The organism is Nocardia jiangsuensis (genome assembly GCF_042650385.1).
Taxonomy (GTDB): domain Bacteria; phylum Actinomycetota; class Actinomycetes; order Mycobacteriales; family Mycobacteriaceae; genus Nocardia; species Nocardia jiangsuensis.
Genome location: NZ_JBHSAX010000004.1, coordinates 146,482 through 159,641 on the forward strand (window position 1 = coordinate 146,482; position 13,160 = coordinate 159,641).

The following is a 13,160-nucleotide window of genomic DNA, read 5'->3' on the forward strand; positions in this document are numbered from 1 at the left end:
TACCGGGGCAGCGAACTACCTCAGGCGCAGGCGGCGAGGACGAGTTCGCGGACTCGGGCGGCGTCGGCCTGGCCGCGCGTCGCCTTCATGACGTCGCCGACGATCTTGCCCGCCGCCTGCACCTTGCCGGAGCGGATCTTGTCGGCGATGTCGGGGTTCGCGGCGAGCGCCTTCTCCACCTCGGCCCGCAGCGCGCTCTCGTCGCTGACCATGCCGAGCCCCCTGGCCTCGACGATGGCGGCGGGCTCGCCCTCGCCGTCGATGACCAGGTCGACGACCTGCTTGGCCACCTTGTTGTTCACCGTCTTCGCCTCGACCAGCCCGATCACGGCGGCCACCTGGGCCGGGGTGATGGGCAGCTCGTCCAGCGCGACCCCGCGTTCCTTCGCCTTCTCGGTGAGGTAGGCGACCCACCAGGAGCGCGCCTCGTTGGCGGGGGCGCCCGCGTCGACGGTGGCGATGACGAGGTCGAGCGCGCCCGCGTTCACCAGGTCGCGCATGACCTCGTCGGAGAGCCCCCAGTCGGACTGGATGCGGGCCCGGCGCAGCCACGGGTACTCCGGGATGGTGCCGCGCAGCCGCTCGACCCACTCCGCGTCCGGCGCGATCGGCTCGAGATCCGGCTCGGGGAAGTAGCGGTAGTCCTCGGCGGTCTCCTTGCGGCGCCCCGGCGAGGTGGAGCCGTCGGCCTCCAGGAAGTGCCTGGTCTCCTGCACGATCTCGCCGCCGTCGGTGAGCACGGCGGCCTGCCTGCGCATCTCGTAGCGGACGGCGACCTCGACGCTGCGCAGCGAGTTCACGTTCTTGGTCTCGGTGCGGGTGCCGAAGACGTCGGCGCCGATCGGCATGAGCGAGACGTTGGCGTCGCAGCGCAGCGAGCCCTGGTCCATCCGCACATCGGAGACGTCCAGCGATTTCAGCAGGTCGCGCAGCGCGGTGACGTAGGCGCGGGCCACCTCGGGGGCGCGCTCCCCCGCCCCGGTGATCGGCTTGGTGACGATCTCGATGAGCGGCACCCCCGCCCGGTTGTAGTCGAGCAGCGAGTGGCTGGCGCCGTGGATGCGCCCGGTCGCGCCGCCGACGTGCAGCGACTTGCCGGTGTCCTCCTCCATGTGCGCGCGCTCGATCTCGACCCGGAAGGTGCTGCCGTCGTCGAGCACCACGTCCAGGTAGCCGTTCTGCGCGATCGGCTCGTCGTACTGGCTGATCTGGTAGTTCTTCGGCTGATCCGGGTAGAAGTAGTTCTTCCTGGCGAACCGGCCCCACGGCGTGATCGTGCAGTTCAGCGCGAGCCCGATCCGGATGGCGGACTCGACCGCCTTCTGGTTCACCACCGGAAGCGCGCCGGGCAGCCCGAGGCACACCGGGCACACCTGGGTGTTCGGCTCGGCACCGAATTCGGTGGGGCAGCCGCAGAACATCTTGGTCGCGGTGGACAACTCGACGTGGACCTCCATGCCGAGCACCGGCTCGAAGCGGGAGAGGACGTCGGCGTAGTCCAGCAGATCGACCGTGGGTGCGCTCATGGGCCCAGTCTAAATAAGGCTCAGCGCGGCGGAATCCGGGTGGTCAGCCAGTCGGTCACGAAGGTGAGCGCGGCCGGGTCGATGGTGGTCTCGATGGCCGCGTACTCCGACGGCGAGCCGGTGTTCGCGGGCTGCAGCAGGTGGTTCAGTCCGGGGAAGGTGCGCACGGTCGGGTCGGGGGCTCCGGCGAGCAGGTCGCGCATGGGCTGCTCGCTCTGCGCGGGCGGCACCTGCAGGTCCTTGCCGCCGAAGACGGCGAGCGTCGGCACCCGGACGGCGCGCAGCGCGGGCGCCGGATCGTAGGCGAGGAAGGAGCGCATGACCGGCGCCTCCTGGGCGTCCAGCGCGGCCGGGGTGCTGCGCTGCTCCGGCGGCAACCCCGCCTCCTGCCGCTCGGTGGCGGCCCGCGCCCCCGCGGTGTCGCCGGCGACGAGCAGCGCCGACCACTCGGCGACGTACTCCTGCTGCGCCCGCGCCTCCTCCGGGGTGGCGCCTGCCGCGGTGAGCAGCAGCCCGTTCTGCTCGATCAGCACGTCCCGGCCCGGCACCGACGGCCCGGCCATGAGGACGAGGAAGTCGATCTGCTCGCCCTGCTTCGAGGCGGCCAGCGGCGCGAGGTAGCCACCCTCGCTGTGCCCGAAGAGCCCGATCCGGCCCTGATCGATCTCGGAGCGGCCGCGCAGGAAGGCGGTGCCCGCGGCGATGTCGTCGGCGAGCACGTCGTAGGTGGCCGTGTTCAGGTCGCCGCCGGTGCCGCCGACGCCACGGTCGTCGGTGCGCAGCACGGCGTACCCGGCGCGGGTCAGGGTGTCGGCGACGAGCAGGAAGACCCGGTGGCCCATGAGCTCCTCGTCGCGGTCCTGCGGGCCGCTGCCGGTGATCAGCTGTACCGCGGGGAACGGGCCGGTGCCATCGGGCAGCGTCAGGGTGCCTGCGACGGTGATGTCGCCGCTCGAGTAGCTGACGTCCTCGGAGCGGTACGGGAACGGCGGCTTCGGCTCCTGCGGCCGGGCGGGCGGCGGCAGCGCGCCGCGCTCCAGGTTCAGCGGGAAGCTCTGCCCGGCCTGGGTGAAGTCGCCGGTGATCCGGTCGTCGGCGTAGCGGCCCGCGAACACCGGGTCGCCGGGGATGTTCCGGAGTTCGAAGCCGACGTTCTCGGGATCGGTGGTGACCTCGGTGAGCGGCGCGTCCTGGACACCCTGCACCGGGATGTCGATGGTGGCGCCGCCGTCGGCGAAGGTGACCCCGACGGGCAGCGGCTGCCCCGGCACCTCGATCGAGCCGTGCCACTCCCCCGAGACGGGATCGGCGGGCGCGCTGTCGCCGGAGCACCCGGCGACGAGGGCGAGGACTGCGAGCAGGACTATCGGGAGCAGCCGTCGATCGCGCATGCCTCCAGTCATACCCGTTCCGAGCCGGCCCGGGCGAGCGTGGTGCACGCTCGGGCGCGGCGCGAGAGCCCGCGTCCCGGCCCGAGCGCGGCGCGGAGCTCGAGTCCGTGCCGGGCGCGGGAGCACGGGTCCGGCTCTACATCCCGCGCGCGTACGCGATGGACTCGGCGATGGCGTCCATGTCCATCCGCAGCGATGGATCCTGCTCCCGCACCTCGGCGAACTCGAGCAGCGCGTCGGCGACGGTGCTGCGCCCGGCGACGCCGATCAGCTCCTGCCGGACGTACTCGCCGAGCGGGAGCCCGGCGGCCTCGGCCCTGCGGGCGAAGACCGCGACCGCCTCGGCGGGCAGGCCGTAGTGGCTCCACAGCGCGACGGCGTCCGGCTCGGCGAGGCTCGGCTCCGGCACGCCGCGCTCGGCGCGGAACTCGACCACGCCGTCGATCGGCACCCGGCGGCGCGCCAGCGCCAGCAGTTCCTGGCGGAGGTGCTGCTCCGGCGAGCGGCCGTCGGCCCTGGCCCGGCGGCGCAGCACCGCCGCGGCCGGCTCCGGTAGTTCGTCCACACGCAGATCGACCATGGCGGACAGGCTAACGGCCCCGGCCGCGGCGCGCAGCCCCCGGTCCGCCAAGCCCCCTGCGCGCTCAGCCGAAGAAGGCCTCGGCCTCGCGGTAGCGATCGGCCGGAACCCGCTTGAGCTGTTTGGTCGCCTCGGCCAGCGGCACCAGGTCGATGGCGGTGCCGCGCAGCGCCACCATCTGGCCGAATCGGCCCGCGTGCACCGCCTCGGCGGCGTGCAGCCCGAACCGGGTGGCGAGTACCCGGTCGTACGGGGTCGGGCTGCCGCCGCGCTGCACGTGGCCGAGCACGGTGGTGCGCACCTCCTTGCCGATGCGCCGCTCGATCTCGACGCCGAGCTGCTGCGCGACGCCGGTGAAGCGTTCGTGCCCGAACTCGTCGATGCCACCCTCGCGCAGCGCGAAGCCGGAGTCCTCGGCCGGGTGCGAGCCCTCGGCGACCACGCAGATGAAGTGCTTGTCGCCGCGCTGGAAGCGGCGCTTGATCATGGCGCAGACCTCGGCCACGTCGAACGGCTCCTCCGGGACGAGGGTGAGGTGCGCGCCCGCCGCCATGCCAGCGTTGATCGCGATCCAGCCCGCGTGCCTGCCCATGACCTCGACCAGCATGACGCGCTGGTGCGATTCCGCGGTGGTGTGCAGCCGGTCGATGGCCTCGGTGGCGATGGAGAGCGCGGTGTCGTGGCCGAAGGTGACGTCGGTGCAGTCGATGTCGTTGTCGATGGTCTTCGGCACGCCGACCACGGGGACGCCCTCGTCGGCGAGCCAGCTGGCGGCGGTCAGGGTGCCCTCGCCGCCGATCGGGATCAGGGCCTCGATGCCGTTGTCGTCCAGCGTCCGCCTGATCTGGCCGAGCCCGGCGAGCAGCACGTCCGGGTTGGTGCGGGCGGTGCCGAGGATGGTGCCGCCCTTGGTGAGCAGCCGGTCGGTGCGGTCGTCGTTCTGGATGACGATCTTGCGGTCCTCCAATAGCCCGCGCCAGCCGTCCTGGAAGCCGACCACCGCGTCCCCGTAGCGGCCGTTCGCGGTGCGAACGACGGCTCGGATCACGGCGTTCAGTCCCGGACAGTCCCCGCCTCCGGTCAAGACTCCGATGCGCATGGCGTTCATCTTGCCCGGCAGCGACATCCGGCGCCGCTCCGCCCCCGTGAACCCTGGGTAACGCCGGATCAGCGCCTGCACTTCCCGCTCGGCAGCTCCCTCAGGTGCGCGGCGAGCACCGCCGCCATCCGGTTCAGCGTCTGCATGCCGTCGCTGAAGGCGCCGGAGTCGGGCTTGGCGGCGAAGGCCACCGCGACCTGCCCGGCCGGTCCGTCGACCAGGCCGAACTGGCGCACCAGGTAGCCGCCGGACGGGTCGGGGCCCCAGCCGCCCTTGAAGTCGGCGCCGGCGATGCTGCCCATCCCCCAGCGGTGCGCGGGCACGATCTCGGCCATCAGCGAGGTGACGCCGGCCGAACCGCTCAGGCAGGGCAGCTCGGAGGCGAATTTGACCTGGTCGGCCAGGCTCCACTCGGCCTGGCCGAAGGCCGAGTGCTCGGCGCGGGGGCGGGTGGCGGGCACCGTGGTGGTGGTGTCGCCGCCCTCGCGCAGCACCGCCTCGACGGCGCTGGCCGCCTCCTGCCCCGAACCGAGCGACTGCCAGAGCGCGTCCGCCGCGGTGTTGTCCGACTCGGTGATCGCGGCGGTGGCGGCGTAGGTGTTGGTGCCGGGCGCCCTGCGCTGCGCGGCCAGCACCAGCGGAACCTTGATGGTGGACCAGGCCGGGCCGGTGCTCCAGGTTCCGAAGCTCAGCGCGGAGGTGCCGCCGACCGGCATGGCCGCGAGCCCGATCGTGCCGCGGGTGCTCGCCTGGAGCTCGGCGAAGTCGGCGGCGAGGGTGCCGGGCAGCGTGTACGACAGGTCGTGCTGCTCGGTGCGGGCCGCGGCCTCGGTGATGGTGGTCTCGTCGGTCCCGGAGACGTTCGTACCGGTCGCACACGAGGTGAGCAGGGCGGCCGCCGCAAGCACGGCGCAGCCGATGGCCGCGCGGACACGGCCGGATCGATCAGCAGACATTCCTCGACACATTCTCGTTGCGAAACTTCCGCACAACGTACTGTGTCCGCGCCCGGCACGCCGCATCTATCGGCGGCCGGGCCCGCCCTCCGGGATGTGCTCGCGGATCGCTCGGCCTCAATCGCGCAGCGGCCGCCAGGTGGCCACGCCCCAGATCACCACCACGTTCAGCGCGATGACCAGGATCGACCACCACGGGTAGTAGGGCAGCCAGAGGAAGTTGCCGACGATCGAGACCGCCGCGATCACGATCGCCGTCGCCCGCGCCCAGCCCGCCCCGGTGACCAGCCCGAGTCCGGCGATCACGAGCAGCACGCCGAGCACGATGTGGATCCAGCCCCAGGTCGTGAGGTCGAAGGCGTAGACGTACTCCGGGCCCGCGACGAACACCTCGTCGTCGAGCACCGCCGAGATGCCCTCCAGCAGCGAGAGCGCGCCGACGGTGAGCAGCAGGATCGAGGCGCCGATGGAGGTGCCTGCGGCCAGGCCCTGCCGCAGTGTGTGGTCCTGCTCGTTGTGGGTTTCGGTCGTGTGCGTCATCCGCGACCCCTTCCGTTGGTGGACGCGCCCTCACCCTCCCGCCGGGGCCGGTCCCGGCGCCTCATCCGTTTCGGGTGAATCCGGGGCGCGCCCGCTGCTGCCGATGAGCACGTCCACCCAGCGGGTGGACGGATCGATGTCGAGCAGCAGCGCCTTGGCGAGCAGGGTGAGTGGCACCGCGAGCAGCGCACCGAGCGCGCCGAGCACCCACCCCCAGAACACCAACGAGAGGAAGGTGACGGTGACGCTCAACCCCACCGCGTCGCCGACGAACTTGGGCTGGATGATCGACTGGATCACGAAGTTGATCACCGAGTAGACGACGAGCACCCAGAGCATGAGGGTGGGGCCGCCCTCCAGCAGCGCCAGCGCGGCGGGCGGGATCACCCCGATGACGAAGCCGATGTTCGGGATGTAGTTGGTGACGAAGGAGACCAGCGCCCAGAGCACCGGAAGCGGCACCCCGAGCAGCCACAGCGCCGCGCCGTCGAAGACCGCGACCACGAAGCCGAAAATGGTCGAGACGACCAGGTAGGAGCGGGTGCCGTGCACGAAGGTGGCGAAGGCGGCGGCGATGTCGGGGCGCATCCGGGTGACCACCGCCATGCGCGGGCCGATGCTCATGCCGTCGAAGGCCATGAACATCAGCAGCGCCAGCACGAACACCAGGTTCGTGAGCACGCCGAGCAGCCCGCCGAGCACGCCGTCCACCGTGGCGACGACGGTGCCGACGTCGATCTCGCTGAGCGCGGCATGGATCCGGTCCTGCGAGATGCCCGCGTTCGCCAGCTGTTCGCGCGCGGTGTCGAGCAGGGCGGTGAGCTCGTCGGCGTAGCGCGGCAACTCGGAGCCGAGCTGCGCTGCCGAGAAGAGCAGCGCGGCGACCAGCGCGACCAGCACCACGACGACGGTGCCCAGCGCGGCGAGCAGCCCGAGCCAGGCCGGGCCGCCGCGCCCGCGCACCCAGCCCTGCACCGGCTGCACCGCGACGGTGAGCATGAGCGCGAGGAAGACCGGGCCGAGCACACCGGCGAAGGCCCGCATGCCGACCACGACGACGACGGCGCCCGCGCCCGCGAGCAGGACGATCAGCCCGCGGGGGATCGACCAGCCCGCGGCCTCGTCCGGGGACACGGCGGAGCACCTACCCCGCGGCGATCGGGTCGGGCCGGCTCGGTGCGGCGCGAGAGCAGTCCACCCGGTTTCCGGCCACGGGAGCGTCCTTTCGTCCGCGGACGCGCTCCGGTGGCGCACCCGCGGCCGAGGCTAAGCGCGGCGCCGGTGCCGCCGCCTCGCCCGAATCGGGTGAAATCCCCGGTCAGTACACGTAGACCACGGCATTGTCGCCGCCGGTGCAGGTGACCACCTTGCCGTCCGGGGTGCAGGTCATCGTGTAGCGGCGGCCGGTGACCGGGCTGATCGCCTCCACCGACTGCGGGGTACCGCCTGCCGCGCTGTACGCCTCCTGCACCGCCTCGGCGAAGCCGCAGCTGGTGGCGCCGCTCCCGGTCGCGGTCCGGGAGTACGGCGTGCTCGCCGAGCCCTGCTCGCACGGCGAGGCGCCCGCGGGCAGGCTGACCGCGCCCGCGCTGGTGGTCGCGGAGGTGGTCGAGGTGCGCGAGGCCGAGGTGGTGCTGCTCCCGGTCGTCGTGCTGCTCTTCGGCGCGGTGGTGGTGGTCGGGTCCGGCCTGGTGGTGGTGGCCGGGCCGGTGGGGGCGGCGGCGCCGGTGAGCCCGGCGGTCGGGGCGACGGCGGTGGCGTTCGGGCCCGCCGCGGAGGGCACCGCGCTGTCGCCGCCGGCGAAGCGCTGCCAGCCGATGGTGCCGACGACCGCGATCGCGAGCAGCACGACGACGGTGGCGAGCACCGGCCCGAGCGCCGCGCGGGCGCGCGACCTCGGCTTCGGCTCGTCCTCGTAGTACCCGTCGTCGGCGTAGCCGTCGGGGTCCTGCGGGCCGTACGGGTCGTAGGAGCCGTAGCGGTCGTCGTCGTAGTTCGGGTCGCCGTACCCCTGCTCGGAGTACCCCTGCTCGCCGTAGCCCTGCTCGCCGTAGCCCCGTTCGCCATAGCCCTGCTCGGGGTAGCCGCCGCGGTCGGCATAGCCGTCGGCGTGGCCGGGCTCGGCGTACCCGGCCGGGCCGAGGTACTCGGTCCGCGGGTTGTCGCGGTCGTAACCGACCGGGTCGACGGCGGGCTCGACGGCGGAGTACGCCTGCTCCGGGATGTAGCGAGTGGTCTCGGCCGCCGGTGGGGGCGGCTCAGCGGCGTAGCGCGTCGTCTCGGCGGCCGGCCGTGGTGGCTCGGCGGGGTACCGGCGGGTCTCCGGGGCGGCGCCGGTGACCGGCGGGATGTACTGGGTGGTCTCGTTCGCCGTCGCGTCCGGGGGCTGGTAGCTCTCCGGCGGCAGGTACTGCTGGCCGCCCGCGTACAGGTGCGCGTCCGGGAAGGCGCGCATCTGGCCGCTGCCAGGCGGGGGCTCCGGCGCCGGGTCCGGCTCCGGCGGGAGCGAGAACTGCACCTCGCCGAGGCGCACCTCGGTGGCGCCGCTCGGCCGCACCACCTTGTGCTCGCCGGTGGCGTCGGCCTTGCGCTCGGATTCCGGGAGCAGGTGGTCGGGCACCCGGACCACGAGCGTGGCGCCGGTGGCCGGGTTCGGCACCGGGGTGCCTGCCGGGACGGGCCTGGCCTCGGCCGGGTCCGCGGCGGCGTCCGGCGGGGTCGGCTGCGGCGGGATGGGGTGGCCGCCGGTGGGCGGGCGGCCGGGGCCACCGGGGTAGGGGCGTGGGCCGGGCGGGGTGATCGGATGTCCTCCGGTACTCGAAAGGTGCGGCGGGGCCGGCGCGGGGCCGGTGCCGGTGCCGCGGAGCGCGGCGGGGGGCTGTGCGGCGTCGTCCGGCGCGCTGTCGCCGCCGGAGGGGGCGCCGGGACGTTGCGCGGAGACCGCGGCGGAGCCGAAACCGGGTGATCCGGCAGCGGCGGCAGCGGCGGGCCCGCCGGCGCCGAAGCCGGCGGCGGGCGTGGCGAACGGGTTCACGGTGCCGTTGCCGCGGAGGGCGGCCGGCTCGGGTTCCGGCTCGCCGAAGGCGGAGAACTGCGGTGCGGCGGCGGGCTCGGGCGGCGGCGCCTCGGCGGCTCCGGTCTCGAACCAGGACTGCGGGGCCGCGGCGGCCGGGCGCACCGATCCGGCCGCGCCGCCGACGGCGGCGCGCGCGGCGCGGGCCAGGTCGAGCGCGCCCGCGTACCGCTCCTCGGGCCGCTTGGCCAGCCCGCGCGCGATGACCTCGTCCAGCCCGGCGGGCACACCGGCCCGCTGCGGGCTCGGCCGCGGCGGCGGCTCGGTGAGGTGCGCGCGGATGAGCGCGTTCAGGGAGCTCGCCGGGTACGGCGGCGCCCCGGTGAGGCACTCGTACAGCACGCAGGTCAGCGCGTAGATGTCGACGGCGGCGGTGACCGGACCGGCGTCGAAGCGCTCCGGCGCGGTGTAGGCGTAGGAGTCCAGCCCGACCCCGACCATGGTGACGGCGGCGTCGCCCTCGGTATCGGCGATGCCGAAGTCGGTCAGGTAGGCGAAGTCGGTGGCGGTGAGCAGGATGTCGGAGGGCTTGACGTCCCGGTGCACCAGCCCGGCGGTATGCGCGGCGTCCAGCGCGGCGGCGATCTGCTCGACGACGCCGACCGCGCGCTCCGGCGCCATCGCGCCGTTCGCGGCAAGCACGGCGCGCAGGTCGACCCCGGCGATCAACCGCATGTCGAGGAAGAGCGTCCCGTCGATCACGCCCCAGTCGTGGATCGGGACGACGTGCGGGTCGGCGAGCCGGGCCGCCGCCTGCGACTCCCGGCGGAAACGGACCTGGTAGACCGGGTCGCGCGCGAGCTCCTCGGTGAGCAGCTTGACCGCGACCGTGCGGTTCTTGACGGTGTCGAAGGCCTCGTACACCTCGCCCATACCGCCGCGGCCGAGCACCGACCGCAGTTCGTACGGCCCGAAGCGGGTGCCCGTCCGTGTTCCGTGTGCCACGCCGTCGGTCTCCACCCCGTCCTTCCCTCACCGTCCGGTTCCAGACGCGCCGCGCGTCAACCTGTGGATTCTCCTGGGGAAACCACCCCGTGGTCAAACGCGAAGACGATAGCGGCCGCGCGGTCGCGCAGGGCGAGCTTCCCGAAGATGTGTCCCACATGACTTTTCACCGTGACCTGGCTGATGCCGAGCGCCCGCGCGATCTCGCCGTTGGCGAGGCCGCGGCCGATCAGCTGCAGCACCTCGTACTCGCGGGCGGTGAGCTCGGCCAGCCGCCCCGCGCCCCGGTCCACCGCGGGCCGGACCCGCCGGTACCCGTCGAGTACGCGGTCGGTGACCGACGGATCCAGCCAGGAGCCGCCCGCGGCGACCGTACGCACGGCTCGGATCAGGTCCTCGGCGGGCGAGTCCTTGAGCAGGAACCCGGCCGCGCCGGCGCGCAGCGCGCCGGAGAGCAGCTCGTCGTCGTCGAAGGTGGTGAGCACCAGCACCGGGGGCGCCGCGGGGTCGTGCCGCAGCGCGCGGGTGGCGTCGATGCCGCCGACGCGCTTCATCCGCAGGTCCATGAGCACCACGTCCGGGCGGGCGGCGGCGACCGCGGCAGGCACCTCGTCGCCGTCGGCGCACTCGGCGAGCGCGAAGCCGTCCCTGCGGCGCAGGATGCGGCGCAGCCCGCCGCGGACCAGTTCCTGGTCGTCGACGACGAGCACGGTGACCGGATCGTCCGGTCCGGCCGCCGTCATCGCCGCTCCCGGCCAGCGCGCCCGCCGCTCATCGGCCCTCGAGGGCGCCGCGCACCGGGCAGCAGCCGCCGGAACGCGCCTCGGCCAGCGGCACCCTGACCCTGACCGTCCAGTACCCGTCCCGCGCGCCCGCGCTGAGCTCGCCGCCGAGCAACTCCGCGCGCCTGCGCATGCCGGTGACGCCCATGCCTGCGGGGTCGCCTGCCCGGCCGGACGGCAGCGAGTTGCGCACGGTGAGCGTGACGTGCCCGGCGCCGATGGTGAGCCGCACCGCGCCGCAGGCGCCCGGCGCGTGCTTGGCGACATTGGCGAGCGATTCCTGCCCGATCCGGTAGAGCCCGAGCCCGGCCGCCGCGGAGACGGCGTCCGGATCGCCCTCGGTGCGGAAACTCAGGTCCAGCCCGGCCCGGACGAAATCGCCGACCAGGTCGGCCAGCTCGCCGACGCCCGGTTCCGGCGCCGGGGAGGCCGGGCGGGTGTCGAGCAGCCCGACCGTGCGCCGGATGTCGGCCATCGCCTGCCTGCCGAGCCGCTCGGCGTCGACCAGCGCCTCGGTCGCCTCGGTGACGTCCTCGTCGGTCTGCAGCGCGCGGCGGGCCGCGGTCAGGTGCAGCAGGGTGATGCTCAGCGAGTGCGCGATCACGTCGTGCACCTCGCGGGCGATCCGGCGGCGCTCCTCGTCGGCCGCCTGCGCACTGCGAATGGCCTGGTAGGCCCGCTCCTGATAGAGGAACCGGCGCTGGTTGCGCAGCATCTCGCCGCACATCCAGCCGAGCAGGACGCCGACGCAGTACATCGGCAGCCCGGCCAGGCCGGTGTCGATCCCGGCCCAGCCCAGGTTCCCGGCCAGGTCGAAGCCGATCAGCAGCGCCAGCGCCACCAGCGCGCTCGGCACGCTCAATCGCTTCGGGGTCACGGCGGCGATCTCGCCTACCGCGACCACCAGGATGAACGGCGCGAAATCGCCCTCGACGGGCTGTGCGAGCAGCGCCGCGGTGGCGGCCAGCGCAGGCAGCCCGAGCGTGGCCGGGGTCGGCTCGACGGCGGTGAAGGTGAACAGCGCGAGCGAGCCGAGCAGCAACCCGACCGCGATCACCGGCAGCACCGTCGGCAGGTAGGCGTGCCGCTGGAACCCGGCGGCGATCGCGATGGAGAGCATGGCCGCGTCGGCGAGCAGGATCACCGAGGGCGGGTAGTCGACCGGCGGGTTGCCCAGCCTGGCCCGGATCGCGGCGACCGTCCGGTCGCGTAGCGCGGGCAGCCGGTCGCGCACCGCGGCACTCCGCCGCACCGGCCCGGGCACTCCCATCCGCCCAGGTTACCGCCGGAGTGACGGCTCGCACATCGTGCCCGGGCCGGAGCCGCCTCCACCCGTGGGCGGAGCGCGGAAAACGTCCCGGGGCACGAGGACCGGCGGGCGCCGCGCACCGTACGGTGGAACGGCACCGTCCCGATCAGGGGGACCCATCCGGCCCGATCCGCCGCCCGACCGGCTCCCGGATGCTTCGATCGGAGGGGAACGGGCAACACGCGGGGAATCCCCCCGAGCGAGGGAGTACGCGATGACGCAGCCGGCCATGCTGGAGCTGAGCGGAGTCGGCAGGCACTACCGGGTCGGTGATCAGGTGGTGCGTGCCCTCGACGGCATCGACCTCCAGTTGCGGAGCGGCGAGTTCACCGCCATCGTCGGGCCGTCCGGCTCGGGCAAGAGCACGCTGCTGCACCTGCTCGGCGCGCTGGACCGTCCCGACACCGGATCGATCCGGTTCCGCGGCACCGAGATCGGGGCGCTGGACGAGGAGAAGCAGGCCGAATTCCGGCGCAGCCAGGTGGGTTTCGTCTTCCAGTTCTTCAACCTGCTGCCCACGCTGACCGCCTGGGAGAACGTCGCCATTCCGAAGCTGCTGGACGGCACCGGGTTACGCCGGGCCAAGCCGCGGGCGCTGGAGCTACTGGACCGGGTCGGGCTGGCGGACCGCGCCGAGCACCGTCCCGCGGAGCTCTCCGGCGGGCAGATGCAGCGGGTCGCGGTGGCGCGGGCGCTGGTCATGGAGCCGCCGCTGATCCTCGCCGACGAGCCGACCGGCAACCTCGACTCCCGCACCGGCGCCGCCATTCTGGAGCTGCTCGGCGAGATCGCCGGGAACGGGAACGCCGTCGTCATGGTGACCCACGACCGGAGCGCGGTGGCCGCGTGTGATCGCGCGATCACGTTGCGCGACGGGCGGATCGGGTCCGACGAGCGGGCCGGGGCGATCACGGCATGAGCGCGTCAGGCCCGGAGGCGGGAGCGGAGCGTACCCACGC

At 73.7% G+C, this 13,160-nt stretch carries 11 protein-coding genes; 1 reads left to right on the forward strand and 10 read right to left on the reverse strand.

Translation table 11 applies throughout. The annotated features are described in order from the left end of the window. Positions 1 to 20: 20 nt before the first annotated feature. The 10 genes from gatB to ACFO0B_RS04525 form a co-directional block, all read right to left on the reverse strand. Positions 21 to 1,526 (reverse strand): Asp-tRNA(Asn)/Glu-tRNA(Gln) amidotransferase subunit GatB, encoded by a 1,506-nt coding sequence (gene gatB, locus ACFO0B_RS04480; RefSeq protein WP_378610994.1) that lies wholly within the window; start codon positions 1,524 to 1,526, stop codon positions 21 to 23. A gap of 20 nt (positions 1,527 to 1,546) precedes the next feature. Continuing rightward, complete coding sequence (locus ACFO0B_RS04485; protein WP_378610995.1) at positions 1,547 to 2,917, reverse strand: alpha/beta hydrolase family protein; 1,371 nt, start codon at positions 2,915 to 2,917, stop codon at positions 1,547 to 1,549. A gap of 136 nt (positions 2,918 to 3,053) precedes the next feature. Then, complete coding sequence (locus ACFO0B_RS04490; RefSeq protein ID WP_378610996.1) at positions 3,054 to 3,497, reverse strand: hypothetical protein; 444 nt, start codon at positions 3,495 to 3,497, stop codon at positions 3,054 to 3,056. A gap of 64 nt (positions 3,498 to 3,561) precedes the next feature. Beyond that, the gene (locus ACFO0B_RS04495) at positions 3,562 to 4,596 is read right to left on the reverse strand and encodes an ATP-dependent 6-phosphofructokinase (RefSeq protein WP_378611132.1); all 1,035 of its coding nucleotides are present in this window, start codon (positions 4,594 to 4,596) and stop codon (positions 3,562 to 3,564) included. Positions 4,597 to 4,664: 68 nt separating this feature from the next. After that, positions 4,665 to 5,552: a serine hydrolase gene (locus tag ACFO0B_RS04500; protein WP_378610997.1), complete on the reverse strand. Its 888-nt coding sequence runs from the start codon at positions 5,550 to 5,552 to the stop codon at positions 4,665 to 4,667. Between the two features lie 117 nt (positions 5,553 to 5,669). After that, complete coding sequence (locus ACFO0B_RS04505) at positions 5,670 to 6,092, reverse strand: DUF7144 family membrane protein (protein WP_378610998.1); 423 nt, start codon at positions 6,090 to 6,092, stop codon at positions 5,670 to 5,672. A 30-nt stretch (positions 6,093 to 6,122) separates the two neighbouring features. Continuing rightward, positions 6,123 to 7,226 carry an AI-2E family transporter gene (locus ACFO0B_RS04510; protein ID WP_378610999.1) on the reverse strand — a complete coding sequence of 368 codons (1,104 nt, stop codon included), beginning with the start codon at positions 7,224 to 7,226 and terminating at the stop codon, positions 6,123 to 6,125. Between the two features lie 184 nt (positions 7,227 to 7,410). Beyond that, positions 7,411 to 10,110: a serine/threonine-protein kinase gene (locus tag ACFO0B_RS04515; protein ID WP_378611000.1), complete on the reverse strand. Its 2,700-nt coding sequence runs from the start codon at positions 10,108 to 10,110 to the stop codon at positions 7,411 to 7,413. Positions 10,111 to 10,166: 56 nt separating this feature from the next. After that, positions 10,167 to 10,853, reverse strand: coding sequence for a response regulator (locus ACFO0B_RS04520; RefSeq protein ID WP_378611001.1), 687 nt, complete (start codon positions 10,851 to 10,853; stop codon positions 10,167 to 10,169). A gap of 28 nt (positions 10,854 to 10,881) precedes the next feature. Beyond that, positions 10,882 to 12,162: a sensor histidine kinase gene (locus ACFO0B_RS04525; protein ID WP_378611002.1), complete on the reverse strand. Its 1,281-nt coding sequence runs from the start codon at positions 12,160 to 12,162 to the stop codon at positions 10,882 to 10,884. Positions 12,163 to 12,415: 253 nt separating this feature from the next. On the opposite strand from ACFO0B_RS04525, the gene ACFO0B_RS04530 reads away from it, so the two are divergent. Next, entirely contained in the window at positions 12,416 to 13,120 is a 705-nt protein-coding gene (locus ACFO0B_RS04530) for an ABC transporter ATP-binding protein (RefSeq protein WP_233019843.1), read from the forward strand. Positions 13,121 to 13,160: the final 40 nt, after the last annotated feature.

Coding starts and splice junctions, on each gene's coding strand:
- ACFO0B_RS04505 (WP_378610998.1), bottom strand. CDS start 6,092: ATGACGCACACGACCGAAACCCACAACGAGCAGGACCACACACTGCGG.
- ACFO0B_RS04490 (WP_378610996.1), bottom strand. CDS start 3,497: ATGGTCGATCTGCGTGTGGACGAACTACCGGAGCCGGCCGCGGCGGTG.
- ACFO0B_RS04495 (WP_378611132.1), bottom strand. CDS start 4,596: ATGCGCATCGGAGTCTTGACCGGAGGCGGGGACTGTCCGGGACTGAAC.
- ACFO0B_RS04520 (WP_378611001.1), bottom strand. CDS start 10,853: ATGACGGCGGCCGGACCGGACGATCCGGTCACCGTGCTCGTCGTCGAC.
- ACFO0B_RS04530 (WP_233019843.1), top strand. CDS start 12,416: ATGACGCAGCCGGCCATGCTGGAGCTGAGCGGAGTCGGCAGGCACTAC.
- ACFO0B_RS04525 (WP_378611002.1), bottom strand. CDS start 12,162: ATGGGAGTGCCCGGGCCGGTGCGGCGGAGTGCCGCGGTGCGCGACCGG.
- ACFO0B_RS04500 (WP_378610997.1), bottom strand. CDS start 5,552: ATGTCTGCTGATCGATCCGGCCGTGTCCGCGCGGCCATCGGCTGCGCC.
- gatB (WP_378610994.1), bottom strand. CDS start 1,526: ATGAGCGCACCCACGGTCGATCTGCTGGACTACGCCGACGTCCTCTCC.
- ACFO0B_RS04485 (WP_378610995.1), bottom strand. CDS start 2,917: ATGCGCGATCGACGGCTGCTCCCGATAGTCCTGCTCGCAGTCCTCGCC.